This window comes from Haloarcula halobia (genome assembly GCF_029338255.1).
Lineage (GTDB): Archaea > Halobacteriota > Halobacteria > Halobacteriales > Haloarculaceae > Haloarcula > Haloarcula halobia.
On sequence record NZ_CP119787.1, the window covers coordinates 1,001,900 to 1,024,527 of the forward strand.

Genomic DNA, 22,628 nt, shown 5'->3' on the forward strand with positions numbered 1-22,628 from the left:
TATCATCTGTTCCCGCATCGTTGTTTCTATGCCGATACAACGGCGACAGTTCATCACGGTAGCCGGGGTCGGTGCGGTCGCGAGCATCGCGGGCTGTTCGCAGTCCAGGGGGCAGACTCAGGGGGAGAGCGCGCCACAGGACCAGCCCGGAGTCGCTGGGGAGACGCTGACGCTGACGACGACGACGAGCACGTACGACACGGGGCTCCTCGATGCGATTCACCCCGACTTCGAGGCGATGTACGGCGTCACAGTCGACGCGGTGGCCCAGGGGACCGGAGCGGCCCTGGAGTCCGCCCGAAACGGCGACTCGGACGTGGTGCTGGTCCACGCCCGCGGTCTCGAGGACGAGTTCATGCGGAACGGGTACGGCATCAACCGCCGGGACCTCATGTTCAACGACTTCGTCGTCGTCGGTCCGGACGACGACCCGGCGGGCATCCGGGGGATGGGTTCGGCCACCGAGGCGCTGACCGCCATCGCCGAGTCGGAGTCGACGTTCGTCTCCCGCGGGGACAACTCCGGGACCCACACGAAGGAACTGGCCCTCTGGGCGGCCGCCGGCACGGACCCCGGTGGCGACTGGTACCAGGAGACCGGGACCGGGATGGGGGAGGCGCTGAACGTCGCCACCCAGCAGGGCGCCTACACGCTCTCGGACCGGGGCACGTTCATCTCCCAGCGCTCGGCGATCGACCTAGTCGTCCTCGTCCAGGGGCCCATCGAGGGCGGCCCGGCGACTCTGGCGAACCCCTACGGGGTCATGGCGGTCAACCCCGGCGTCCACGACACCGCGAACTACGACCTCGCGATGGCCTACATCGGCTGGATAACCAGCCCCGGCGCCCAGGCGGCCATCGGGGAGTACCAGGTCAACGGGGAGCAGCTGTTCTTCCCCGAAGCAGTCTCCGAGGACCCCGACTTCCAGCAGTACGTTCCGCAAGGGTGGAGTAGCGAGTCCTCGAACGGGTGAGCGTGCCACTCGATTCACTCGTCGGCCTCCTGTCGGCTGTCGTCGACCTGCCGTTCAGGGAGGGGTACGTCTCGAGCATCATCTACGTCTCCCTGTACGTCAGCGGCACCGCCGTCGCGTTGAGCACGCTGTTCTCCCTCCCGGTCGCGCTCGCGATGGGCTTTACCGACTTCCCGGGGAAACGCGCCCTGAAGTCGGTCATCAACACCGGTATGGGCTTTCCGAGCGTCGTCGTCGGCCTGCTCGTGCTCTTTGCGGTCTCCAACCAGGGGCCCCTGGGGACCTTCGACCTCATCTTCACCAGGGAAGCGATGGTACTCTCGCAGTTCGTCCTCGCGACGCCACCCATCACGGCCATCAGTCTCGCGGCCGTCACCGGCGTGGACGACGACGTCCGCGACGCGGCCCACGTCCTCGGCGGGACGAGCCTCGACGTCGCGCTGGTCGTGATCAAGGAGGCCCGCTACGGCATCGCCACGGCGATTCTCGCGGGCTTCGGCCGGGCCATCAGCGAGGTCGGGTCCGTCCTCATCGTCGGGGGCAACATCACGAGTTCGGGGGGCATCTCGAAGACGCGGACGCTGACGACGGCCATCCAGCTTGAGGCCCGCCAGGGCCGGTACGAGACGGCGATGATACTCGGCGCGGTCCTGCTGGTGCTCGTGCTGGCGGTCAACGCCGTCGTCGTCCAGCTCGGCGATTCGCGGGTGATGAGCTGATGATCCGCCTGGCAGCTCTCTCACACGCCTACGGTGACGAGCGCGTCCTCGCGGACGTCTCGCTCACGGTCGACCCCGGAGAAGTGGTCGCTATCATCGGGCCCTCGGGGGTGGGAAAGACCACCCTGCTGCGCATCCTGGCGCTCAACCGCCGGCCGACCGAGGGTACCGTCGAACTGGACGGCCAGCGGGCGTGGTCGGTCGACGAAGGCCGCCGCCTGGAACTGCGCCGCCGCGTCGGGTTGGTGTTCCAGCGCGCGAGCCTGTTCGACGCCTCCGTCGCCCGGAACGTCGCGTACGGCCTCCGGGTGCGACGGTCCTGGCGACGGCGACTCGCGGATGGGCTGCGCTCGCTAGTCGGGTCGAAGGACCTGTCGGCGGCCGTCGAAGAGGCGCTCGAGGTCGTCGAGATGCGCGAGAAGGCCGATCAGGACGCGCGCTCGCTCTCGGGCGGCGAGGCCCAGCGGGTCTCTTTCGCGCGGGCGCTCGCCTACGAACCGGCGTACCTCCTGCTGGACGAACCGACCTCCGACCTCGACCCGCGGAACACGGGACTCATCGAGGCGGCTATCGGCGAGGCGCGCGACCGGGGCCTGGGTGTCGTCGTCGCGACTCACGACATGCACCAGGCCGAGCGCATCGCCGACCGCGTCGCCGTGTTGCTCGGCGACGGGTTGACCGAGGTGGGGCCGACGGAGCGAATCTTCGAGGACCCGACCGACGAGCGCACGCGGCAGTTCATCTCCGGGGAACTGGTGTACTGAACGGCGTCGCGGCGACCGGGGGTGGGCCGGCCGCTCACGCCTGGGTCGGGTCCCGGGGGGCACCGTCGGCGTAACTTGTCGTGGGGCCGTGACGGACCGGGTCCGTCCGCCGGGTCGTGACGGCGGCCCACCGACCGGGATAGCCAAGGGGGGCGGCCCGCTCTAGGCAACAGGAGGCCGATTCGACGATGGAGACCGCAGACGACGAGGCGGACGCGAGCGCGCTGCTCGCAGCGCTCGGGTTCGACGCCGAGGAGAGCGCGCTCACAGAACGGCAGGCCCAGGTGCTGTTGCTACGGGAACGCGGGCACACGCAGACCGCCATCGCCGAGATGCTGGGGACCTCACGGGCGAACGTGGCCAACGTCGAGGCCAGCGCGAGAGCGAACGTCGCCAAGGCACGGGAGACCCTGCGGGTCGTCCGGGCGATGGAGGCTCCCGTGCGGGTCCCCGTCCCGGCGGGGGCCGACATCTACGAGGTCCCCGAGACGGTGTACGAGGCGTGCAACGACGCGGACATCAAGGTCGCCTACTCGGCGCCGGAGCTCGTCCGCCGACTCCTCGACGAAGCCGAGTCGGTCGTCGACGGGCGCACCATCGAGGTCTCGCTGACCCTGCACGTCACCGAGGACGGCGAGGTCGTCATCCGCCGCACCGACCGGGACCGGTAGCCGGCCCTCCGGACGGACGAATCGCGGCTGCCGTTCGCAAATCGCGAAATACTCTTATCCCCCTGTTGCTGATAGAATCTCCCAGAAACCTCTCCGGGCGACTCCGGGATATCATGTTCTCATAATCTTGGAACTGATGCACAATATTATATCCCTGTAGGGTGTATACTCACCTGTGGTGAACAAGACATGACAGGATATGCAATCGTCCTTGCCTCGGGCAAGCTAGAGCGGTTACAGGCAGTAGCGAACATCGCGTCGGTCGCCGGGGCGTCGGACGTCCCCATCGACATCTTCGCGACGATGGACGGCCTCGAGGCCTTCGACCTCGAGACCATCGAGAACGGCAACTTCGAGATGGGTGCCGTCGCCCAGGCGATGATGGAGTCGGAGTCGACGAAGATGCCGATGTTCTACGAGTCCATCGGCCAGGCCAAGGAGATCGGTCCCGTGACCCTCTATGCCTGCGAGCTGTCGATGGACATGCTCGACAAGGGCCTCGAGGACTACGCCGACCTGTTCGACGACGTACTCGGCGTCTCCGGGTTCCTGACGATGGCCGAAGACAAACAAGTGATGTTCATCTGAGGTGACAACAATGAGTGAATCTATTTCCCCAGACGTGACGGTCGATTCGCGCGGCGCCGCCTGCCCGGGTCCGCTGATGGACCTCATCGGCAAGATCAAACAGGCCGATGCAGGCACGGTGTTCGAACTACAGACCAACGACAGCTCCTCGAGCCACGACGTCCCCGAGTGGGTCGAGAAGGCCGGCCACGAGCTGCTCGACGTCGTCGAACACGGCGACGGGGAGTACTGGTCCATCTTCGTCGAGACGAGGGAGTGACCACGGCATGACCCGCATCGTCATCGTCGGTGGCGGCACGGGCGGGACGGTTCTCGCGAACCGCCTCGCCGACAAGCTCGCCCCCGACCTGAAACGTGGCGACGTCGAGGTGACGCTCGTCAACGACGGGCCCGACCAGGTGTACAAGCCGACGTTCCTGTATGTCCCTTTCGGCGAGGCGACCGTCGAGGAGGCGCGCCACCCCATCGTCGACCTCGTCGATCGGACGGTCGACTTCCGCGTCGACCGGGTGACGAGCATCGACACCGACGCCAAGCGCCTCTCGCTCCAGCGCGACGGCGCCCTCGAGTACGACTACCTCGTGCTCGCGACCGGGGCGAACCTCGCGCCCGACGAGGTTCCGGGACTCGTCGAGGGCGGCCACCACTTCTACGGCGCCGCAGGTGCCGAGAAGCTGCGCGACGCCCTCGCCGAGTTCGAGGCGGGCCACCTCGTCCTGTCGGTCATCGGCGTCCCGCACATGTGTCCGGCCGCACCGGTAGAGTTCGTGATGATGGCCGACCAGTGGCTCCGCGAGCGCGGCCGCCGCGAGGACGTGGACATCACGTACACGTACCCCATCCAGCGCATCCACGGGCTCGAACCCGTCGCGGAGTGGGCCCAGCCGCTGTTCGACGAACGGGGTATCGAGGCCGAGACGTTCTTCAACCCCGAGTCTGTCGACCCCGACGAGCGGGTCATCGAGACGATGGAGGGGACGGAACTGGACTACGACCTCCTCGTGGCCATCCCGCCACACAGCGGGTCGCCGCTGGTCGAGGAGGCAGGTCTGGGCGATGGCGGCTGGGTCGCCGTGGACAACCGGACGCTCGAAGCCGAACACGCCGACGACGTCTACGCCATCGGCGACGTGGCCGACGTCGCGACGAGCAAGGCCGGCAGCGTCGCCCACTACCAGGCCGGCGCCGTCGCCGACCGACTTGCAAGCCAGGCCCGCGGGCAGGTCCCGACCGCCGAGTACGACGGCAAGACGATGTGTTTCGTCGAGTCCGGCACCGACGAGGCGGCGTTCATCGAGTTCAGTTACGAGCGCCAGCCCGAACCCCGCGACCCGAACCAGTTCGTCCACTGGGGGAAACTGGCCTACAACGAGGCCTACTGGCTGACCGCCAGGGGGCTCCTGTGAGGTGGTACGATGAGTGAACAGGAACAACAGGACGTCGAGGCCGGAGACGACGCCCCGGCCGACCCGTCCACCGACCTCGACCAGCTGACCGAACTCGCCGACGCGGTCGAGGGCAACGAGGCCGAGGTGGCCGAACTGCTCGATCGGGTCGACGAGGTCAACGACCTGCTTGACGTCCTCGCGCTTGGCACCCAGGCGATGGACGACGAGATGGTACAGAAACTCGCCGACACCGGCGGCAACCTCGGGGCGCTGGCGGACGCTGCCGCCGAACCGGCGACCGTCCGGGGCGCCGAGTCGCTGCTCCACGCCGTCGGCGACGCGACCGGCGATCTCGAGGAACCGCCCGAGCGGGTCGGCGTCGTCGGCCTCCTGCGCGCCCTGCGTGACCCCGAGGTCCAGGCCGGACTGGGCTATCTCGTAGCCGTCTCCAGGCACCTCGGGCGTGACCTCACCCGTCGGTCCGAGCTCCGTCAGGAGCTTGAGGACTGAGCGCGTCGGCGGCGCCGCGCTCGCCGGCGGCGAGCATCGTCGTCACCTCCGTTCTCGTCGCCGCCCTCGCGATGGCTGGCGTCTTCGAGTCGACGGTGTGGGTCCCGCGCCCCGACGCCGGCCGGTCGCCCGGTCTCCGTTCAGTCGTCGGCTTCCATCGACCCGGCCTGCGGCACCGTCACGTCGGTGAGTTGCGCTTCGATCTCCTCGCGGCGGTCCTCGAACTTCCCGGGGAGGACCAGGCGGCCACCGAGCTCAGAGAGCGGTTCGTCGCTGGTGTAGCCCGGCCCGCTGGTCGCCAGTTCGAAGAGGACGCCGTTGAACTCCCGCACGTAGACCGACCGGAACCAGTGGCGGTCGATCTGGTTCGTCGGACGCAGGCCCAGCGACTGGATGGCCTCGCGCGTCGCGGCCTGGTCCTCGTCGGTCGGTGTCTGGAAGGCGACGTGGTGGACGGTGCCGTGGCCCTGGCGCCCGCCCTGGATGGTCGGGAGCACGTCGACGTACTTGCCTACCGGCCCGGCCGCGGCGAAGCGGGTCCGCTCGTCGCCCGGTGTGTCTCCCTCTGCCTGTTCGGTACCGACCTCCTCGAAGCCCACCGTCTCCAGGACGTCTATCGTGCGGTCGGGGTCGGCCAGCCAGAGCGTCACCGAGTGAAAGCCCCGGATGGCGTGTTCGGCGGGGACGAACTCGGTCCACGGGACCGTCGGGTCGTCGTCGGGGATCTCGACTTCGACCAGCTCGACCGGGAGGCCGTCCGGGTCGCGGAAGGGCAGGACCACCTGGTCAAACCGCTCGACCCGGTCGTCGTAGTCGACGCCGAACTCGTCGAAGCGGTCCTCCCAGAACTCCAGGCTCCCCTCGGGGACCCGGAACGCGGTCCGGGAGACCTGGCCCGAACCGACCTCCCCCTGTCGCATGCTCTCCCAGGGGAAGAACGTCATGCTCGTGCCGGGGGTGCCCTCGGCGTCGGCGAAGAAGAAGTGGTAGGTGCCGGGGTCGTCCTGGTTGATAGAGCGTTTGACGAGGCGGAGGCCGAGCGTCTCCGCCCAGAAGTCCATGTTCCGCTGCGGGTCGCCGGCGATGCAGGTGACGTGGTGGATGCCCGGTGTGGGGCTCGGGTCGGTCATACCTACCGGTAGGGGACGGACGGACTTTAATTGGTGCTGACATCGGTGTTACCGGGCTATCACGACCGCCGGGTGTTCGCCCCGCAGCGCCGAAAAATCAGTCCGCAGTCTGTACGACGTTGCGCTTCGCGTCGGCCGCTCGGCGTCGTGCCATCGCCTCGCGGCGCAGTGCTTCCCGGTGGTCGTCCCAGGTCGCGTATTTGGGGACGGGCGTCGCACCGACAGGAACGCGGTTCTTCCTCGTCTTTTGCATGTCTCTACCTCCACCAGTCCCGTCGCGCGGCACGGAGATAACCCTCGTCGCCAGTTTCGACTCAGTTGCTCGCCGCCACGTCACAGAACAGTCGCGGCTCAGGTCTGGTCGGCTTCGGGGTTGTTCGTCCGCCGGTAGGACCCGACCATCTTCCAGAGGGTGTCGTTGAGGTCGCCGCCGTTCGCTTCGTTCTCGAGCTGCCGGTACAGGTTCTCCGGGACGTCGATTCGGGGCATCACCTGTGCATACTGGCTGCGGATACATAAAATTCGTCTGACACGGAATCGAGTAAACGCTTCGACGCTGCGTGACCGTGACAGCGCTATCTGTCGATTCCGTCCGGGAAACAGTTCACTCAGTTCCGTGTACTTCCTGTCAGTTCGCCCGGTAGAGCCACTTCGCGCCGTAGGCGACGAACCAGGCCATCCAGACACAGAAGATGGTCAGCCAGGCAGCGTACTGGACCGTCGGATCCGGGACGAGGACGTACGCGACGACGAGCAGGGCGACGACGCTCGCGGCGGCCGCGTAGTCGTACCGACCCGGACCCGGCGGCGCGACCATCGCTACCGGGAGCTGCCGTCGATTCGCCGGTCGTCCTCGTCGTCACGTTCCCGGTCGAGGTCGGCATCGGTGGCGGCTGTGACCGTCTCGCCGCCGCCGTTCCCCGTGCCGAGACCGACCACCGGGTATCCGTCACCGCTCGGGAGCGTTACCGTCGGTCGTGTCATGTCCGTGGCAACACCCCCCGGGGTCAAAACCGTTGGGCCGCGCGCCGTCATTTTGCCGCCGTACGACGGTATCGGTCGCTCGGCGCCGATGCCGGTCTACTTTCACTTCCGCTCTCCACCCGTGGCTCGGCTTTAGTGCCGTCCGGGCGAAAGCGGTCGGCCATGGAGACGCCACCACTCGAACCGGGACTGACGTTCGTCGCCCAGCCCGACGGGCGCGGGGGGGTCGCGGCGCTCGCCCGGCACGCCGACGCCACCGAGACGCTGTGGGTCGACACGCGCGGGGCGGCGTCCACTTACGCGCTGACCGCCGACGCCGACCGGAGCGCGCTCCGCGGGCTCCGGATCGCTCGCGCGTTCACGGCCCACCAGCACCACGCACTCGTCCGCCGGGCCGTCGACGCCGCCACGGCGCGGACCGACCTCGTCGTCGCCCCGAACCTCGCGGCGCTGTACGAGGCGGCCGACGGCCCCGACGCCGAACTCGACCGCCTGTACGCGGCCACCTGCTCGCTGCTCTCCGCCCTGGCCGAGTCGACCGGGGTCCCGGTCCTGGCCGGCGCGCCCGACGCCACAGACGCCCACCGCCAGACGCTCCGCGAGGCGGCCGCCCGCGAGGTGACCTGTCGACCGACCGACTTCGGCTACGCCGTCGACGCGCCGGGGTTCACCCAGTCGGGCTACTGGGGCGAGGGCTGGTGGCAGACGACCATCCCCTACTGGGTCGAGGTGTGTGGCGCCGCCGGGACGCCCGCACCGGCCACGGCCGACCCCGTGGCAGTCGCCGTCGAGTGACGATGGGCCGGACGAACCCCACCTACCGCGACTTCCTCACCGACTACGAGGGGCGCTGGCGCGACTTCCGCCGGGCGCTGCGCCACGAGGCGGGTGAGGACTTCGACCGCCTGTTCGCCCGCGCCCGGCGCCACGCCGACGCGGCGGGTTACGCCAACGACCCCGACCGAGAACTGCTCGTCGTCGTGTCGATGCTGCTGGCCCACGAGACGGAACTCCGGCGGCTCCGGGAGCGCGTCGAGACCCTCGAGGCGGCCGCCGAGCGCGACGGGGCTCCCGAGATAGCCGCAGAGACCGACGAAGAGGCGTAATCGCCGATGGCGTTCGCCTTCGACGTGACCGGCGACGGCGTCCGCGTCTGGCGCCGCGAATCCGACGCGGACGCCACCGTCCGGACCGACCGCGAGTTCCGCCCGTCGCTGTACGCCGCCGGCCCGGACGCGGCGCTCGCGACGCTCGACGAGCGCCTGGCCCGCGACCCGAAGGTCGAGGCCACGGGCGTCGCCTCGCGGTTCACGTCGCTCCGGGACGACGCGCCCCGCGACGTCCTCCGGGTCGACACCGTTCCGGGGGCCGTCCGACAGGTCGCCCGCGAGATTCGCTGTGTCCACGAACCAGACCGATGGGCGCCCGGGACCGTCCGCCTGTTCAACGTGGACCTGGACCCCACGGCCCGCTACTGCCTCGATACCGGGACGAGTCCGGTACCCGAGGCCGACCTCCGCTCGCTCTCGCTGTCGCTGCCGACCGCCGCGCTGGCCGACGGGGACCTGACGGCGCTGACCTGCGAGGGCGCCCCGCTCGTCGCCGAGTCCACCCGCACCGACGACACCGAACGGCGCGTCCTGCGGGCGCTCGGCGACCGCCTCGCCGCTGCGGACCCCGACGTGCTGGTGCTCTCGAGTGCCGACCTCGTGCCCCTGCTCGCCGACCGGGCCGCCGACCTGGGCGTCGACTGCTCGCTCGGTCGGGAACCGGGCTATCGCAAGCTCGCCGGCGCGAACACCTACCAGAGCTACGGCCGGGTCGGTCACTCCCCCGCGAGATACGCGGTCCCGGGCCGGGCTATCGTCGACCGCTCGAACAGCTTCCTCTGGGACGAGGGCGGCCTCCCGGGCCTGCTGGACCTCGTCGAGCGCTCCTGGCTCCCCCTGCAGGCGCTCTCGCGGGCCTCCATCGGGACGGTGTTCACGGGCATCCAGATCCGCGAGGCGTTCGAGCGCGACGTGCTGGTCCCCTGGCGGGCCTGGGAACCCGAGGCGTTCAAGGCCGCCCGGACGCTCCACGACGCCGACCGCGGCGGGTTCACGTTCGAACCAACGGTTGGGTTCCACGAGGACGTCGTCGAGGTGGACTTCGCCTCGCTGTACCCCCGCATCATGTGCGAGCACAACCTCAGCCCCGAGACGGTTCGGTGTGACTGCCACGACACCGACGACGTGCCGGGCCTGGGCTACAGCGTCTGTGACACGCCGGGGTTCGTCCCCGCGGTCCTCCGTCCCATCCTCGACGACCGGGCCGAGATCAAGGCCCACCTCGCAGAGGCCGACCCCGACTCGGCCGAGGCCGACCGACTGGAGGCCCGCTCGGGCGCGCTGAAGTGGATTCTCGTGACCTGTTTCGGCTACCAGGGCTACCGCAACAGCAAGTTCGGGCGCATCGAGTGCCACGAGGCGATCAACGCCCACGCCCGGGAGATACTGCTGGACGCGAAAGACGCCCTCGAGGCCGGCGGCTGGCGCGTGCTCCACGGCATCGTCGACAGCCTCTGGGTGACGCCGCGCGTCGACGACCCGACCCCCATCGAGGCGCTCTGTGAGCGCATTTCTGCCGACGCCGGCATCCCGCTGGAACACGAGGACGACTTCACCTGGGTGTCGTTCGTCCCCCGGCAGGACGGCCGCGGCGGGTCGCTCACCAGCTACGTCGGGAAGGTCGCCGACCGCGACGCGTTCAAGATTCGCGGCCTCGCCGCCCGCCGGCGCTCGACGTGTCCGTTCGTCGAGGCCGCCCAGCGCGACCTCCTCCGGGTGCTCGACCGCACCCGCGACCCGAGCACGGTGTGTGACCGCCTCGCCCGTCACGTCGCTCGACTCGAAGCGGGGGCCGTCGACCCGGCCGACCTCGTCGTCCGGACGCGCATCTCGAAGTCGCTCGAGGGGTACGATCAGCGCTCTCGCCCGGTCGCGGCGCTGGAACGCTACCGCGACCACGGTATCGAGCGCCACCCCGGCCAGGACGTCCGGTACGTGGTCGTCGACGACGCCGTCCGCTCGCGCGAGCGGGTCCGTCTGGACTTCGAGGCCACCGACGACTACGACGTTACCTTCTACCGCGAGCGCCTCGTCCGGGCGGCCGGCGAAGTGGTCTCGCCGCTCGGGTGGGACCGCGACCGGGTTCGGGCCGCTCTTCGAGACACGCGCGATACGACGCTCGGGGCGTTCGAGTGACTCAAAACCGAATCTGAGCGTTCGCTGTCTCTTTTGGGTGTCCTCGAGACGGGACGTGTATGAAAACCGAACACGCCCTCCTCGGCGTCGTCGCGCTCCTCCTGCTCGGTGGGCTGGCCACCGCTGCCGTCGGGGCGGCGGTCCTCACCGACTTCGGCCAGGACCCGGCCTTCGAGGAGACGTCGATCCGCTCGGTCGACATGACCGACCCGCACTGCAGCGACCCGCGCACGTCGAACAGTTCCACCCGGAGCCACCCGGTCCCCGGCGGCCGCGTCATGACGATCAACGACACCATCGCCGTCGACGCCCGCGACTCGTCAGTTTCGGTTCGCCTCGACGAGTTCGGGCCCGGAAGGTACGTCCTCGCGTTCGACCGCGAACCGGGTACGGAGACGGCCGACTGTCACCTCGAGGTCCGCTACAACGTGTCGCTGAACCTCTCGCAACCCCAGGACTACACCCTCCTCATCACCCACGACGACCGACTGGTCGGCGCGTACTTCGGCGACGAGAACAGCGGCGGCGGGTTCAGCACGTCGGGGGTGTCGGCTGCCGGGGGCAGTGCGAGTGGCGGATCGTCGAGCAGCGCGGCCGGCGGGTCCGACAGCGCGAGCGACGGCGGTGGTGAAGCGACGACTGCTGAGGCTCCGGTCGGCACGTCCGTAACCGACGACGGGGGGACCGGCTGACCGCGCCGCTCAGTTCGGGCCGGCGACGTCGACGGGTTCGCCACGTTCGGCGCTCCGGGCGAGCGCGTCGATAGCGCGCATGTTCCCCACCGTCTCGGCCCGGTCGACCGGCGGTTCCTCGCCCGCCGCGACGGCGTCGGCAAAGGCCTCGGCCTGCAGGGTGTAGTGGTCGACGGCGTCGAACGTCTCGGTGACCTCGCGGCCGTCGACGCTGTAGGTCAGCGACACCGACTGGTCGGGCCCGGGCCCGAAGCAGTCCCGCGCCTCGAGCCACCCGTCCGTCGTCTCGACCCGGTAGCGCTCGACGTGGGGGCCGTCGAGGCCACAGCCGATCTGCCCGACGCGGCCGTCGTCGAACTCCAGCGTGCCGGCGAGGTTCGTGTCCACGCCTGCGTCGCGGGTATCGGCGGCGTACGCGTAGGCCCGGTTCGGTTCACCCAGGAAGCCACGGACCGCGCTGACGGCGTAACAGCCGACGTCCATCAGGCCGCCGCCGGCCAGTTCCGGGCTGAGGCGGATGTCGTCGGGGTCGTCCAGCCGGAACTTGAACGACGCCTCGACGGTCCGGACCTCGCCCAGTTCCTCGGCGACGAGTTCGCGGGCCCGGACGGTCCGCGGGTGGAACTGGTACATGAACGCCTCCATCAGCGTCACACCGCGCTCCTCGACGTAGGTAAAGAGGTCGGCGGCCTGCGCGGCGTCGACGGTCAGGGGCTTCTCACAGAGGACGTGGTGGCCGTGGTCGGCCGCCGTCTGGGTCCACTCGGCGTGGAGGGCGTTGGGCAGCGGGTTGTAGACGGCGTCGACGTCGGCCTCGGCGAGCATCGTCTCGTAGTCGCCGTACGAGGCCGCGATGCCGAGGTCGTCGGCCGCCCGGCGGGCCGCGTCGGCGTCGCGCGACGCGATGGCGGTGACCTCGTGGTCGCTTCGCTGGATGGCGGGAATGACGGATTCGCGCCCGATTCTGGCCGTCGAGAGGACTCCAAAGCGCATGGCGCGGGAAACGGCGGGGTCGCACCTAAAAGTGTCTGCCCCCGGGTCAGTGTGGCTGTCCCTGCTCGATCTGTGGCCGCTGTGTGGTCCGGGTGCTGAGGTCCGAGACGCACTGCTTGCAGAACCGATACCCCGACCGGTTCGTCACGCCACAGTGCGGGCATGTCACGCGCTCCTCGTCGCGTGTCTCGTTGACCGGCGGGGGCGGCTCGGCCTGCACGCTCGCGCCCGCCGGGTCGCTGTTTCGCCGGTAGGCATACAGCATGGTCAGTATATGGATACCCACGAGGAGTGCGATTGCCCCGTATAACCATTCGCTCACCATCATACGTGACGCTACGGTGACGAATTACTTGAGGGTTGTGCCGTGGTATCACGACGTGGGCGACCGGTCGTGAGCGCTCAGTCTCCGTCACCGTCCGAGCGTTCAAGTAGGGTGACGGGACCAGGGCCGCGTATGCTCGTCCGAGAGACGTCCGGTGGTCACTGATGGGGGCGCGGACGCTCGTCGTCGTTGCACGCGACGACGACCGGTTCGACTGCCGACTCGCCCACTGGGGCGTCGACGCCGACCCGCTCGCCCAGTCGCGCCCGCTCGCGGCCGGCCTGACCCCGGCGGAGGTCCGTGACGTGCTGGACGCGACGGTGGAGACGCTGGTCGTCCTCGACGGGGCCGTGTGCACCTACTGCGTCTGCTGGCTCGATCCGACGCTGTCCGACCCCGACGACGTCGCGGTGGCCCGCACCGGCGATCCCGGCGCCCTGCGGGACTGGTGGACCGGCGCCAAGAGCCACGCCTCCGGTGCCGTCGCCGCGGGCCTGCCGCCGCCCCTCGTCCGCGCCGGGTTGCTCGGGGCGCTCTACCGGCGGGCCGAGGTTGTCCACGTCGACGACGCGTCCTTTTTACGGGACGACCGCTAACCGCCAGCCGTGACCGCCGAACGCGCCGTCGAGACGCTCTCGTACCCCACCCCAGCGACGGCGCTGGACCTCGTCGAACGCGGCCTCGAGCGCGGCGCGCTGGTGACGCTCTTTGGCACCTGCGCCGTCGAGTACGAGGGTCGCGCGAGCAGTTCGCTGGGGCCGGGCGACCGCCACGTGATGCTCAAGTCAGACGGCACGGCGCTGGTCCACACCGACGAGGGTCACCAGCCGGTCAACTGGCAACCGCCGGGGTGTGACCACGAGGCCACGGTCGTCGACGACGCGCTCGTCGTCACCTCCGACCGGTCGACCCCCGACGAGCACCTGGAGGTGGTCTTCGAGACGGTCGCCCACGCCGCTGCCTTCGACGGTACCGACCCCGAGGACCTCGCGCTGACCGGGACCGAGGCGGACCTGAAAGACCGTCTCCTCGCGGACCCCGAACTCGTCGAGGCCGGGTTCACGCCGCTGGCGACCGAACGGGAGACGCCAGCGGGCGCCGTCGACATCTACGGCGAGGACGACGCCGGCCGGGCCGTCGTCGTCGAGCTGAAGCGCCGGCGGGTCGGGCCGGACGCCGTGGGCCAGCTCGACCGGTACGTGGGCGCGCTCCGGCGTGACCTCCACGCCGACACGGAGGTCCGGGGCATCCTGGCCGCGCCGTCGGTCACCGACCGGGCGCGACAGCTGCTCGCCGAGAAGGGACTGGAGTTCGTGCCCGTGGAACCGCCGAGCGAGTAGCGACCGGAACGACCGCTCACTCGATCCGATCTTTGAGCGTCGCCAGCGTGTTCAGCGCCTCCAGGGGCGTCATCGTCGCCACGTCGGCCTCGCGGATGGCGGCCTCGACGCCGCTGTCCCCCTCGGCCGCCACGGCGTCTGTGGTCGGGTCGTGGCCGTTCGTGCCGGGGTCGGGTTCGGCATCGCCGGCCGCCGTCCCGCCGGCATCCAGCAGGTCACGCGAACGCTCGACGACCGAGTCCGGGACACCGGCCATGCTCGCCACCTCGACGCCATAGGAGGCCGCGGCCGGACCGGGCGCGACCTCGTGGTCGAAGACGACCCGGCCGTCCTCGCGACTCGTCTCGAAGTGGCGGTTGGTCACGCCCGGCAGCGCCGCTGCCGCGTCGGTCAGGTCGTGGTGGTGGGTCGCAAAGAGCGTGTACGCGCCCACCTCGTCGTGGAGGTACTCGGTGACCGCCCGGGCGATGGCCAGTCCGTCGGCCGTCGAGGTACCCCGTCCCACCTCGTCGAGCAGGACCAGCGAGTCGGCCGTCGCCCCCTCGAGTATCGTCGCCAGTTCGGTCATCTCTATCATGAACGTCGACCGGCCGCCGGCGATGTCGTCGCTGGCACCGACGCGGGTGAAGATGCGGTCCAGGATGGGGAGGTCGGCCGACCGGGCGGGGACGAAACTGCCTGCCTGGGCCAGCAGGCATAGCAACGCCACCTGGCGCATGTACGTCGACTTCCCGCTCATGTTGGGGCCGGTGACGACGGCGAAGTAGGGCGCGGTGACCTCGCTCGCGCCGTCGACGGGGCCGCTCCCGAGATGGGTGTCGTTGGGGACGAACGCGTCCTGGGTGCGCTCGACGACCGGATGCCGGCCCGCCGTGACGTCGATGCCGTCGGTCCCGACGGTCGGCCGGCAGTAGTCGTAGCGGGCGGCCACCTCGGCGAACGAGACGAGCACGTCCAGGCGGGCCAGGCGAGCGGCCAGTGCCTGCACCCGTTCGGCCTCGGCCGCGACGTCGTCGCGCACCGCACAGAACAGGTCGTACTCCAGGTCGTCGGCGGCCGTCTCGGCCCGCAGGATCTCCTCTTCGCGCTCCTTGAGCTCGGGCGTGTAGTAGCGTTCGCTGTTCTTCAGGGTCTGGCGGCGCTGGTAGTCCTCGGGCACCGAATCGAGGTTCGCGTCGGTCACCTCGATGTAGTAGCCGTGGACGCTGTTGTGGCCCACCTTCAGCGAGTCGATGCCGGTGCGCTCGCGCTCGCTTTCCTCCAGGTCGGCGATCCACTGCTTGCCCGACCGTTCGGTCGAACGCAAGGCGTCGAGGTCGTCGTCGTAGCCCTCGCGGACGACCCCGCCTTCGGTCACCTGCTGTGGCGGGTCCGGGCGGATGGCCGCCGCGATCTCCTCGCGGGTCTCGGTCAGGGGGTCCAGCGTCGCGCCCAGGTCTGCGAGCAGTCGCGCATCGGCGTCTTCGAGCGCCTCGCGCACGTCGGGCACGACGGCGAGCGTCGACGCAAGCGAGCGCAGGTCCCTGGCGTTGGCCCGGCCCCGCGACACCCGAGAGATGAGTCGCTCGACGTCGTAGACCTCTGACAGCAGGTCGTGGAGGCGCTCGCGGGTCGCCGGGTCGCACTGGAGTTCCGCGACCGCTTCGTGGCGGGCCTCGATGCGTTGCTCGTCGAGCAGCGGCCGGCGGAGCCAGTCGGTGAGCTTCCGGCGGCCGAGCGCACAGGCGGTCTCGTCCAGCGTCTCGACGAGCGTCAGGTTCTCGTGGCCCCGCACCGACCGGCGCTCGAACAGCTCTAGGCTCTCGACGGCGACGGCGTCCAGTAGCATGTACTCCCGTGGGTCGTAGCGCGTGAGATGATTGAGGTAGTCGAGCGTCCGCTCCGGGTCCGCGTCCGGGTCGACCGGTTCGCCGTCCGGTCCGACCGCCCCCGCGCTCCCGCGGGTGTACTCGGCGTAGGCCAGCAGCGCGCCAGTGGCGCGGATCTCGCTGTCGCCGGCCAGCAACCGGTCGGGCGGGCCGAAGTACCGCTCGACGCGCTCGCCGGCCCGGTCGACTTCGAAGGTCGCCGCGTCGTACTCGGTCACCAGACAGGCCGGGCCGAAGACGGCGTCTGCGTCGACGTCGACCCCAGGCCCGACGATGGCCTCGGCGGGGCCGAAGCGGCTCAGTTCGTCGCCCACGGCAGTCTCGCTTCCGACGCTGGTCGCGTAGCAGTCGCCCGTCGAGATGTCTAGGAGCGCGAGGCCGTAGTCCGCCCCCTGGGTGAGTGCGGCGACGTAGTTGTTGTCCGCCCCGCCCAGCAGTTCGGCCTCGGTGAGCGTCCCGGGCGTGACGATGCGGGTCACCGCGCGCTCGACGACGCCGCTTACCTCGTCGGGGTCCTCCACCTGGTCGGCGACGGCCACCCGGTAGCCCGCCTCCAGCAGCGTCTCGATGTACGACTCGGCGTTGTCGATGGGGATGCCCGCCATCGGGTACTCGCCGGTCGAGTCCGTCCGCTGGGTGAGCGTGATCTCACACAGCCGGGCGACCCGCTCGGCGGCGTCACAGAACGCCTCGTAGAAGTCCCCGACCTGAAAGAGCAGGAGGGACTCGTCGTACTGCCGGCACAGCTCGAAGTACTGTGCCATCATCGGCGTCAGGTCGTCCTCGAGCTCGGCCATCTGGTCGGGCGGGCCAAGCGCTGCGTCCATGGGCGGTCACAGCACCCGGGCCCTGATAGGCGCTCCGCTCCGGGTCCGGCGAGGGGTTCTTGACACCCGGCGTCCTACCTTCGCCTGTGTCTACAGACGTCTCAGACCGTGCCGTGACCATCGAAACCCGAACCGAACTCGACGAGATACTCGCCGCCCGCGAGCGCGTGCTGGTGATGGTCCGGACCGCCGGCTGTGCCATCTGCAAGTCGATGGACCCCATCATCGACAACGTCGCCCGCGCGACGGACGTGGCCGTGGTGGACTTCAACCCGAAATCCGACCTCGACGCCGTCGCCGAGTTCGACGTGCGTAGCGTCCCGACCTTCCTGCTGTTCGAGGACGGCGCGGTCGTCGACCGGGTCGCCGACGGGTTCGTCCCGACCGAGGACCTCGTCGCGTTCGTCGAGCGCTAGAACCGTCCGCCGTCGTCTCCGGCTGTCGCCATCCACGACGGGTTGGACGACGCCCACTCACCCGCCGAGGTAGAGCTTCGAGACGTCGTCGTTGTCGAGCAGCGCCGACGCTTCGTCCTCGAAGCGGACGGTCCCCTGGTCTAAGACGTAGCCGCGGTCGGAGATGCCCAGCCCCTTCGTGGCGTTCTGTTCGACCATCAGGATGGCCGTATCCAGGTCGTTGACCGCCTGGACGTGGCCGAACACCTCGTCGGCGGTGTTCGGTGCCAGGCCGGCCGAGGGCTCGTCGATGAGCAACACGTCCGGTTCCATCACCAGCGCGCGGGCGAACGCGAGCACCTGGCGCTGGCCGCCCGAGAGGGTCGACGCGTTCGCCGACCGCTTCTCGTCGAGCAGCGGGAACCGGTCGTAGAGGCGGTTGATGACCTCGTCGAGGCCGCCCTCGCGGGCGACACCGCCCATCCGGAGGTTCTCCTCGATGGTCAGGCTCCCGAACACGTTGTCCGTCTGTGGGACGTAGCCGATGCCCTCGCGGACGATGTCCTCGGGCGCCATCCCGCCGATCTCGTCGCCGTGGTAGGTGACGGTCCCCTCCCACGGGGTCAGCATGCCGAAGGCCGTCTTCAGCACCGTCGACTTTCCGGCGCCGTTCGGGCCGATGAGACAGACGATCTCCTCGGGGTTCAGATGCAGCGTCAGGTCGTCGAGCACCTGGACCTCGCCGTACCCGCTGTCGACGTGGGTCAGTTCCAGCACCGGGTCGGTCATACGTTCCCTCCCAGGTAGGCGTCGATGACGCGCTGGTCGGTCTGGACCGCCTTCGGCGCCCCCTCCATGAGCACGTGGCCCTGGTCGAGGACGATGACTGGGTCGGCGAGTTTCATCACGAAGTCCATGTCGTGCTCGATGAGCAAGAACGTCGTGCCCTGCTCGTGCAGCCGGCGGATCTGGTCTGCGAGCTTGTTCCGGAGCGTCGGGTTGACCCCGGCCGCCGGTTCGTCCAGCAAGAGGAGTTCCGGTTCGGCCAGCATCGCCCGCGCCAGCTCGACGAGTTTCATCTGCCCGCCCGAGATCTGTGTCGCGGGCTGGGTCGCGAGGTGGTCGATCTCGAACTCCTCTAAGATGCGCTCGGCCTCCTCGAGGTTGGCCGCCTCCCGCTCTCCGACCGTCCCCGGCCGGAAGAACAGGTTCAGGAACGACTCGCCGGGCTGTTCGCGCGGGCCGACGAGCATCGCCTCGCGGACAGTCATCCCCTCCAGCTTGCGGGGGGTCTGGAACGTCCGGATGAGGCCGTGATCGGCTACCTCGTAGGGTTCCATGCCCGTCACGTCGGTGCCGTTGACCTCGACGCGGCCGCCGTCCGGTTCGTAGAAGCCCGAGACGAGGTTGAACAGCGTCGACTTCCCGGCACCGTTGGGGCCGATGAGGCCCGTGATGGTGCCGCGTTCGACGGCGAACGTCGCGTGGTCGGTCGCCGTCAGCGCGCCGAAGGACTTCTGGAGGTCCTCGACGCGCAGGACGACGTCCTCTTTCTGGTCGGGGTCGGTCGCCCCGCGGGCCTGGTCGCCCCCCGTCTGTTCACTCATCGGACTCACCCGCCTTGACGCCGCGGACGCCGGAATCGAGTTTCGACGGCGGGTCGTCGACCACGCTGGGCCAGATGAGCTCGCGCTGTGGCGGCAGGATGCCCTGTGGCCGGTACCGCATCAGGACCACGATGAGCACGCCGATGAGCAGGAAGCGAAGCGGCGCGACGTTCGACGAGATGAAGCTCAGGTCGAACTGGAGCGCCACGACGCCCAGGTCGAGGACGAACCCCGAGAGGCCGCTGAGAAAGCGCGTGCCCTCGCGGATGGTGACGATGACGACGCCGCCGAACAGCGCCCCGCGGTTCGACCCGCTGCCGCCGAGGATGACCGCCACCCAGACGTAGAACGTCGTCACCGGATCCAGGTCGCCCGGGCTCACGAACAGGTTCAGGTGCGCGTAGAACACGCCGGCCAGCGCCATGATGAGGCTGCCCAGCACGAACGACTGCATCTTGAACGCGTAGGTGTTCTTCCCGAGCGCCCGTGCCAGGTCCTCGTCGGCCCGGATGGTGCGCAGGACGCGCCCCCACGGCGAGCGGTGGGCCCGCCTGAGGATGCCGTAGCTGATGCCGACGAACGCCACGACGATCGCGACGTTCAACAGCGCCCCCCAGAACGGCGTCTCCAAGACGAGTTCGGTCCCCGGCAACGGCCGTATCACCAGCCCCGGCAGCTGCTGTGGGAGCGTCGCCAGGACGGGCCACCCCTCGAAGAACGGCGGGATGCCCCGGACGCCGGCGCTCCCGTTGGTGATCTGGCGCTCGTTGAGGACGACGAGTCGGACGACCTCCGCGAGGCCGAGCGACGCGATGGCGAGGTAGTCCGCGCGCAGTCGCAACGTCGGGATGCCGATCGCCAGTGCGATGACAGCGGCGACGGCGAGCGCCACGAACAGCCCCACTATCGGGAGGACTCCACCCGCTATGGGCGAGGAGTCGGCGCTCATCAGCGCCGTCCCGTAGGCACCGATGCCGAAGAACGCGGCCACGCTGAAGTTGATGAGGCCGCTGAACCCCCACTGGGAGTTCAGTCCGAACGACAGCAGGGCGTACATCCCCGCGATGCCGACGAGAAACAGGAAGTACGTCGGCGAGAGTGCCCCGGTCAGCAGGCCCGCGAGCAGGAGGACGGCGAAGCCCACTATGAAGCCGACGACGCCGCGCTCGGCCCGCGTGAGGTCCGCCCAGTACCCCTTCGGGTCGGAGAGGGCGCCCATCTCAGACCGCCTCCCCGGCGATGCCGTTCGGTCTGACGAGCAACACGGCCACCATGATGACGAAGGCGATGGCGTTGGCGTACTCGATGCCGATGACGATGCCGAAGCTGTCGGGCACCAGCGGCAGCATGGTCCCCATCTCGGTGAGGAACCGGATGTCCGAGAGCACGGGCGTCAGCTGGTTGATGACTCCGATGAGGAGCCCGCCGAGCATCGCCCCGTAGACGGAGCCGATGCCGCCCAGGATGACGGCGGCGAAGATGAGCAAGAGGAGGTTGAATCCCATCCGGGGCGACAGCTGGTTGTACAGGCCCAGGAAGACGCCGCCCGACCCGGCCAGGCCGGCGCCGATGATCCAGGTCCACAGCTTGACCCGGTCGGTCCGGATGCCGCTCACGCGGGCGAGGTCGGGGTTGTCCGCCATCGCCCGCATCTTCCGTCCGAGGTCGGTGTACTGGAGCAGCGTGTGCAGGCTCCCGACCAGCACGACCGCCGAGACGACGATGGCCACGTCGTGTTGTGTGACGCGGACGCCGTACGGCAACAGCGCCTCGATGGGACGCTGGGTCTGGACGTCGAACCGCGTGAAGTCCGCACCGAAGCTCATCTGGATGATCGCGCGGTAGATGAACGCGATCCCGATCGAGGTGATGAGCAACTGGATCGAACTGGCGTTCATCCCGTCGTAGACGACCTTCTCCGTGACGACGGCCACGACGGCCGCGGCGACGATGCCGACCACGAGCGCCACGAAAAAGCCGAGCGGGAGGCCGAGAATCCCGAACCCGAGCCCGCCGACGGCCCCGAAGGTGACGAACGCCGCGTACGCGCCGACCGTCATGGTGTCCCCGTGCGCGAAGTTCGCGAAGTTCGCGATGCTGTAGATCAGCGACAGCCCGATGCTGCCCAGCACGATGATGCTGCTGAACACGAGGCCACTGGCGAGTAAGTCAAGGACCATTGTCGGGATTACGACGTGATGAAGTCGGTTCCGACGTACTCGTGTTCCTGGACGGTAAACACTTGCAGGAAGCCCTTGGGATCACCGTTCTCGTCGAAGTCGATCGGGCCGCTGACGCCCTGGTAGTCGACGTCGCTGGGGCTGCCACCGTCTGCGAGGATCTCGGCCGCGGCCTCATAGGTGGTGACCTGCTCTCCTTCCGGACGGGTCACCTCGCGGATCGTCTCCTGCAGGGCCACACCAGTGAATTCGTCGGCGGCGAGAATCGACAGCGCGGCGGTTACGACACAGTCGTACGCAAACGCCGACCACGCGGTCGGCGACTCGCCGTATTCGGATTCGAACTCCGAGGCGAACTGCTTGTAGTTCTCTTCCTCTACCGGAGCAGACGGCGCGACGACCTTCATGCCGTCCATGCTGCCCTCGGGCGTGTTCTCGATGACATTGCTACCCTTGGCGGAGTCCGCACCGTAGAGAGGGGCCTCGTATCCGCTGGAATATATCTCGTTGACCATCGTCGCGAACTCGGCCTGATAGGCGATGAACAGCCACGCGTCGGCGCCCGAATCGTTCATCTCGGAAACGAGACTCGAATAGGACTGCTGTTCCTGGTCGTGCGGGGTGTTGTAGGCGATATCGCCGTCATACGAATTGACGAACGCGTCGGCCAGACTCTGTCCGTAGTCGTTGTTGACGTAGGTGAGCGCCACGGAGTCGTGGCCGTCTTCCGCGATTATATTCGCCAGTGCGACTGACTGGGTGCGCCCCGACGGTGACATCCGGAGCAGTCCAGGGAACTCGGTCAGGCCCAGTCCGGTCGAGTTCTGGCTGAGCTGGACGACGTCGGTGCCCTGGACGACACTCTCGTAGATCGCCAGTGAGACGCCGGACCCGACTGCGCCGATGAGGAACGGGACCTCGTCCTGGTTGACGAGCTTCTGGGCCGCGGAGACGCCGCCCTGACTCTCGCTCTCGGAGTCCTCTTCGATAATCGAGAGCTCGCGGCCCCCGACGCCGACCGAATTGACGGCCTCCAGGGCGAGTTCCTTCCCGCGCTGGTTGCGCTGCCCGAACGCCGACAGCGACCCGGTCAGGGAGTTGACCATCCCGATCTCGTACGGCCCGGAAGCGCCGCCGTCGCCGCCCGATTCGGTGTCCGTGTCCTCGCTGCCGCCGTCGCTGGAGCCGCCGTCGCTGGAGCCGCCGTCGCTGGAGCCGTCGCTGCCGCCGTCGCCACCGTCGTCCGTCGTGCTGACACAGCCGGCCAGGCCCGCGAGTCCCGCGAGGCCCGCCGCTTTGAGTACCCGTCGTCGGTCGAACGTGTATTCTGAATCGTCTTTCATGGCTATGCCCCACATGGCACAAGGACCATCATTAACCGCGCCCCGACCATGGACGGGAAGCCGGGAACTGGCGTCTCGAGACGGGG

Annotated in this window: 28 protein-coding genes; 15 read left to right on the plus strand and 13 right to left on the minus strand. The window is 69.1% G+C overall.

The annotated features are described in order from the left end of the window. Window positions 1-28 precede the first annotated feature (28 nt). The 8 genes from P1K88_RS05325 to P1K88_RS05360 all read left to right on the plus strand — a co-directional run bounded on the left by P1K88_RS05325 (window position 29) and on the right by P1K88_RS05360 (window position 5,613). The gene (locus tag P1K88_RS05325) at window positions 29-973 is read left to right on the plus strand and encodes an ABC transporter substrate-binding protein (protein ID WP_276413127.1); all 945 of its coding nucleotides are present in this window, start codon (window positions 29-31) and stop codon (window positions 971-973) included. Continuing rightward, a complete protein-coding gene (locus P1K88_RS05330) occupies window positions 970-1,692 on the plus strand; it encodes an ABC transporter permease (RefSeq protein ID WP_379786737.1) in 723 nt (240 codons plus the stop codon). The genes P1K88_RS05325 and P1K88_RS05330 overlap by 4 nt, the downstream gene beginning before the upstream one ends. Beyond that, window positions 1,692-2,456, plus strand: coding sequence for a phosphate ABC transporter ATP-binding protein (locus P1K88_RS05335; RefSeq protein ID WP_276413131.1), 765 nt, complete (start codon window positions 1,692-1,694; stop codon window positions 2,454-2,456). The genes P1K88_RS05330 and P1K88_RS05335 overlap by 1 nt, the downstream gene beginning before the upstream one ends. Window positions 2,457-2,644: 188 nt before the next feature. Further along, complete coding sequence (locus P1K88_RS05340; protein ID WP_276413132.1) at window positions 2,645-3,127, plus strand: Tfx family DNA-binding protein; 483 nt, start codon at window positions 2,645-2,647, stop codon at window positions 3,125-3,127. Between the two features lie 189 nt (window positions 3,128-3,316). Then, window positions 3,317-3,715 (plus strand): hypothetical protein, encoded by a 399-nt coding sequence (locus tag P1K88_RS05345; protein ID WP_276413133.1) that lies wholly within the window; start codon window positions 3,317-3,319, stop codon window positions 3,713-3,715. Window positions 3,716-3,725: 10 nt separating this feature from the next. Beyond that, entirely contained in the window at window positions 3,726-3,974 is a 249-nt protein-coding gene (locus P1K88_RS05350) for a sulfurtransferase TusA family protein (protein WP_276413134.1), read from the plus strand. A gap of 7 nt (window positions 3,975-3,981) precedes the next feature. Further along, entirely contained in the window at window positions 3,982-5,121 is a 1,140-nt protein-coding gene (locus P1K88_RS05355) for an NAD(P)/FAD-dependent oxidoreductase (RefSeq protein WP_276413136.1), read from the plus strand. A 9-nt stretch (window positions 5,122-5,130) separates the two neighbouring features. After that, window positions 5,131-5,613: a helical membrane plugin domain-containing protein gene (locus P1K88_RS05360; RefSeq protein ID WP_276413138.1), complete on the plus strand. Its 483-nt coding sequence runs from the start codon at window positions 5,131-5,133 to the stop codon at window positions 5,611-5,613. Window positions 5,614-5,753: 140 nt separating this feature from the next. Here P1K88_RS05360 and P1K88_RS05365 read toward each other — a convergent pair whose 3' ends face one another. The 5 genes from P1K88_RS05365 to P1K88_RS05385 all read right to left on the minus strand — a co-directional run bounded on the left by P1K88_RS05365 (window position 5,754) and on the right by P1K88_RS05385 (window position 7,727). Then, entirely contained in the window at window positions 5,754-6,743 is a 990-nt protein-coding gene (locus P1K88_RS05365; RefSeq protein WP_276413140.1) for a ring-cleaving dioxygenase, read from the minus strand. A gap of 97 nt (window positions 6,744-6,840) precedes the next feature. Next, window positions 6,841-6,996 carry a hypothetical protein gene (locus P1K88_RS05370; protein ID WP_276413141.1) on the minus strand — a complete coding sequence of 52 codons (156 nt, stop codon included), beginning with the start codon at window positions 6,994-6,996 and terminating at the stop codon, window positions 6,841-6,843. A 98-nt stretch (window positions 6,997-7,094) separates the two neighbouring features. After that, window positions 7,095-7,232: a hypothetical protein gene (locus P1K88_RS05375; RefSeq protein WP_276276387.1), complete on the minus strand. Its 138-nt coding sequence runs from the start codon at window positions 7,230-7,232 to the stop codon at window positions 7,095-7,097. Window positions 7,233-7,371: 139 nt separating this feature from the next. After that, window positions 7,372-7,560, minus strand: coding sequence for a hypothetical protein (locus P1K88_RS05380; protein ID WP_276413144.1), 189 nt, complete (start codon window positions 7,558-7,560; stop codon window positions 7,372-7,374). Window positions 7,561-7,562: 2 nt separating this feature from the next. After that, window positions 7,563-7,727: a hypothetical protein gene (locus P1K88_RS05385; protein ID WP_276413146.1), complete on the minus strand. Its 165-nt coding sequence runs from the start codon at window positions 7,725-7,727 to the stop codon at window positions 7,563-7,565. A gap of 162 nt (window positions 7,728-7,889) precedes the next feature. Between P1K88_RS05385 and P1K88_RS05390 the strand changes: the two genes are divergently transcribed. Genes P1K88_RS05390 through P1K88_RS05405 form a run of 4 tightly spaced genes read left to right on the plus strand, consistent with a single transcriptional unit; the run spans window position 7,890 to window position 11,664 of the window. Beyond that, window positions 7,890-8,522: a hypothetical protein gene (locus P1K88_RS05390; protein ID WP_276413148.1), complete on the plus strand. Its 633-nt coding sequence runs from the start codon at window positions 7,890-7,892 to the stop codon at window positions 8,520-8,522. A 2-nt stretch (window positions 8,523-8,524) separates the two neighbouring features. After that, entirely contained in the window at window positions 8,525-8,833 is a 309-nt protein-coding gene (locus P1K88_RS05395) for a DUF8156 family protein (protein ID WP_276413151.1), read from the plus strand. A 6-nt stretch (window positions 8,834-8,839) separates the two neighbouring features. Then, window positions 8,840-10,972 carry a type B DNA-directed DNA polymerase gene (locus P1K88_RS05400; RefSeq protein WP_276413152.1) on the plus strand — a complete coding sequence of 711 codons (2,133 nt, stop codon included), beginning with the start codon at window positions 8,840-8,842 and terminating at the stop codon, window positions 10,970-10,972. A 59-nt stretch (window positions 10,973-11,031) separates the two neighbouring features. Beyond that, a complete protein-coding gene (locus P1K88_RS05405; protein WP_276413153.1) occupies window positions 11,032-11,664 on the plus strand; it encodes a hypothetical protein in 633 nt (210 codons plus the stop codon). A gap of 9 nt (window positions 11,665-11,673) precedes the next feature. Here P1K88_RS05405 and P1K88_RS05410 read toward each other — a convergent pair whose 3' ends face one another. Then, a complete protein-coding gene (locus tag P1K88_RS05410) occupies window positions 11,674-12,657 on the minus strand; it encodes a Gfo/Idh/MocA family protein (protein ID WP_276413155.1) in 984 nt (327 codons plus the stop codon). Window positions 12,658-12,703: 46 nt separating this feature from the next. Then, window positions 12,704-12,982 carry a DUF7577 domain-containing protein gene (locus P1K88_RS05415; protein WP_276414118.1) on the minus strand — a complete coding sequence of 93 codons (279 nt, stop codon included), beginning with the start codon at window positions 12,980-12,982 and terminating at the stop codon, window positions 12,704-12,706. A gap of 164 nt (window positions 12,983-13,146) precedes the next feature. On the opposite strand from P1K88_RS05415, the gene P1K88_RS05420 reads away from it, so the two are divergent. Further along, window positions 13,147-13,578, plus strand: coding sequence for a hypothetical protein (locus tag P1K88_RS05420; RefSeq protein ID WP_276413157.1), 432 nt, complete (start codon window positions 13,147-13,149; stop codon window positions 13,576-13,578). A 9-nt stretch (window positions 13,579-13,587) separates the two neighbouring features. Beyond that, window positions 13,588-14,322, plus strand: coding sequence for an endonuclease NucS (gene nucS, locus P1K88_RS05425; RefSeq protein ID WP_276413158.1), 735 nt, complete (start codon window positions 13,588-13,590; stop codon window positions 14,320-14,322). 16 nt (window positions 14,323-14,338) lie between these two features. Here the strand turns inward: nucS and mutS are convergent, their stop codons facing one another. Beyond that, complete coding sequence (gene mutS / locus P1K88_RS05430; RefSeq protein ID WP_276413160.1) at window positions 14,339-17,017, minus strand: DNA mismatch repair protein MutS; 2,679 nt, start codon at window positions 17,015-17,017, stop codon at window positions 14,339-14,341. An 86-nt stretch (window positions 17,018-17,103) separates the two neighbouring features. Here mutS and P1K88_RS05435 point away from each other — a divergent pair, with 86 nt between their 5' ends. Continuing rightward, window positions 17,104-17,433, plus strand: coding sequence for a thioredoxin family protein (locus P1K88_RS05435; RefSeq protein ID WP_276413161.1), 330 nt, complete (start codon window positions 17,104-17,106; stop codon window positions 17,431-17,433). Window positions 17,434-17,490: 57 nt separating this feature from the next. On the opposite strand, the gene P1K88_RS05440 is transcribed toward P1K88_RS05435, so the two are convergent. From P1K88_RS05440 to P1K88_RS05460, 5 genes are read right to left on the minus strand one after another with little or no spacing between them, the layout of a single operon-like run. Continuing rightward, window positions 17,491-18,201, minus strand: coding sequence for an ABC transporter ATP-binding protein (locus P1K88_RS05440; RefSeq protein ID WP_276413163.1), 711 nt, complete (start codon window positions 18,199-18,201; stop codon window positions 17,491-17,493). Then, complete coding sequence (locus P1K88_RS05445; protein WP_276413164.1) at window positions 18,198-19,019, minus strand: ABC transporter ATP-binding protein; 822 nt, start codon at window positions 19,017-19,019, stop codon at window positions 18,198-18,200. Before P1K88_RS05445 ends, P1K88_RS05440 begins: the two co-directional genes overlap by 4 nt. Further along, window positions 19,012-20,238 carry a branched-chain amino acid ABC transporter permease gene (locus tag P1K88_RS05450; protein WP_276413165.1) on the minus strand — a complete coding sequence of 409 codons (1,227 nt, stop codon included), beginning with the start codon at window positions 20,236-20,238 and terminating at the stop codon, window positions 19,012-19,014. Before P1K88_RS05450 ends, P1K88_RS05445 begins: the two co-directional genes overlap by 8 nt. 1 nt (window position 20,239) lies before the next feature. Then, window positions 20,240-21,199, minus strand: coding sequence for a branched-chain amino acid ABC transporter permease (locus tag P1K88_RS05455; RefSeq protein ID WP_276413167.1), 960 nt, complete (start codon window positions 21,197-21,199; stop codon window positions 20,240-20,242). A gap of 8 nt (window positions 21,200-21,207) precedes the next feature. Beyond that, complete coding sequence (locus P1K88_RS05460) at window positions 21,208-22,542, minus strand: ABC transporter substrate-binding protein (RefSeq protein WP_276413168.1); 1,335 nt, start codon at window positions 22,540-22,542, stop codon at window positions 21,208-21,210. Window positions 22,543-22,628 lie beyond the last annotated feature (86 nt).

What these genes read in the sequence shown, in the direction of transcription:
- P1K88_RS05410 (WP_276413155.1), bottom strand. Translation starts at nt 12,657, where the DNA reads ATGCGCTTTGGAGTCCTCTCGACGGCCAGAATCGGGCGCGAATCCGTC.
- P1K88_RS05325 (WP_276413127.1), top strand. Translation starts at nt 29, where the DNA reads ATGCCGATACAACGGCGACAGTTCATCACGGTAGCCGGGGTCGGTGCG.
- P1K88_RS05400 (WP_276413152.1), top strand. Translation starts at nt 8,840, where the DNA reads ATGGCGTTCGCCTTCGACGTGACCGGCGACGGCGTCCGCGTCTGGCGC.
- P1K88_RS05375 (WP_276276387.1), bottom strand. Translation starts at nt 7,232, where the DNA reads ATGCCCCGAATCGACGTCCCGGAGAACCTGTACCGGCAGCTCGAGAAC.
- P1K88_RS05370 (WP_276413141.1), bottom strand. Translation starts at nt 6,996, where the DNA reads ATGCAAAAGACGAGGAAGAACCGCGTTCCTGTCGGTGCGACGCCCGTC.
- P1K88_RS05340 (WP_276413132.1), top strand. Translation starts at nt 2,645, where the DNA reads ATGGAGACCGCAGACGACGAGGCGGACGCGAGCGCGCTGCTCGCAGCG.
- P1K88_RS05395 (WP_276413151.1), top strand. Translation starts at nt 8,525, where the DNA reads ATGGGCCGGACGAACCCCACCTACCGCGACTTCCTCACCGACTACGAG.
- P1K88_RS05415 (WP_276414118.1), bottom strand. Translation starts at nt 12,982, where the DNA reads ATGGTGAGCGAATGGTTATACGGGGCAATCGCACTCCTCGTGGGTATC.
- P1K88_RS05405 (WP_276413153.1), top strand. Translation starts at nt 11,032, where the DNA reads ATGAAAACCGAACACGCCCTCCTCGGCGTCGTCGCGCTCCTCCTGCTC.
- P1K88_RS05360 (WP_276413138.1), top strand. Translation starts at nt 5,131, where the DNA reads ATGAGTGAACAGGAACAACAGGACGTCGAGGCCGGAGACGACGCCCCG.
- P1K88_RS05460 (WP_276413168.1), bottom strand. Translation starts at nt 22,542, where the DNA reads ATGAAAGACGATTCAGAATACACGTTCGACCGACGACGGGTACTCAAA.
- P1K88_RS05440 (WP_276413163.1), bottom strand. Translation starts at nt 18,201, where the DNA reads ATGACCGACCCGGTGCTGGAACTGACCCACGTCGACAGCGGGTACGGC.
- mutS (WP_276413160.1), bottom strand. Translation starts at nt 17,017, where the DNA reads ATGGACGCAGCGCTTGGCCCGCCCGACCAGATGGCCGAGCTCGAGGAC.
- P1K88_RS05365 (WP_276413140.1), bottom strand. Translation starts at nt 6,743, where the DNA reads ATGACCGACCCGAGCCCCACACCGGGCATCCACCACGTCACCTGCATC.
- P1K88_RS05445 (WP_276413164.1), bottom strand. Translation starts at nt 19,019, where the DNA reads ATGAGTGAACAGACGGGGGGCGACCAGGCCCGCGGGGCGACCGACCCC.
- P1K88_RS05350 (WP_276413134.1), top strand. Translation starts at nt 3,726, where the DNA reads ATGAGTGAATCTATTTCCCCAGACGTGACGGTCGATTCGCGCGGCGCC.
- P1K88_RS05455 (WP_276413167.1), bottom strand. Translation starts at nt 21,199, where the DNA reads ATGGTCCTTGACTTACTCGCCAGTGGCCTCGTGTTCAGCAGCATCATC.
- P1K88_RS05345 (WP_276413133.1), top strand. Translation starts at nt 3,317, where the DNA reads ATGACAGGATATGCAATCGTCCTTGCCTCGGGCAAGCTAGAGCGGTTA.
- P1K88_RS05390 (WP_276413148.1), top strand. Translation starts at nt 7,890, where the DNA reads ATGGAGACGCCACCACTCGAACCGGGACTGACGTTCGTCGCCCAGCCC.
- P1K88_RS05420 (WP_276413157.1), top strand. Translation starts at nt 13,147, where the DNA reads ATGGGGGCGCGGACGCTCGTCGTCGTTGCACGCGACGACGACCGGTTC.
- P1K88_RS05335 (WP_276413131.1), top strand. Translation starts at nt 1,692, where the DNA reads ATGATCCGCCTGGCAGCTCTCTCACACGCCTACGGTGACGAGCGCGTC.
- P1K88_RS05450 (WP_276413165.1), bottom strand. Translation starts at nt 20,238, where the DNA reads ATGGGCGCCCTCTCCGACCCGAAGGGGTACTGGGCGGACCTCACGCGG.
- P1K88_RS05380 (WP_276413144.1), bottom strand. Translation starts at nt 7,560, where the DNA reads ATGGTCGCGCCGCCGGGTCCGGGTCGGTACGACTACGCGGCCGCCGCG.
- P1K88_RS05355 (WP_276413136.1), top strand. Translation starts at nt 3,982, where the DNA reads ATGACCCGCATCGTCATCGTCGGTGGCGGCACGGGCGGGACGGTTCTC.
- P1K88_RS05385 (WP_276413146.1), bottom strand. Translation starts at nt 7,727, where the DNA reads ATGACACGACCGACGGTAACGCTCCCGAGCGGTGACGGATACCCGGTG.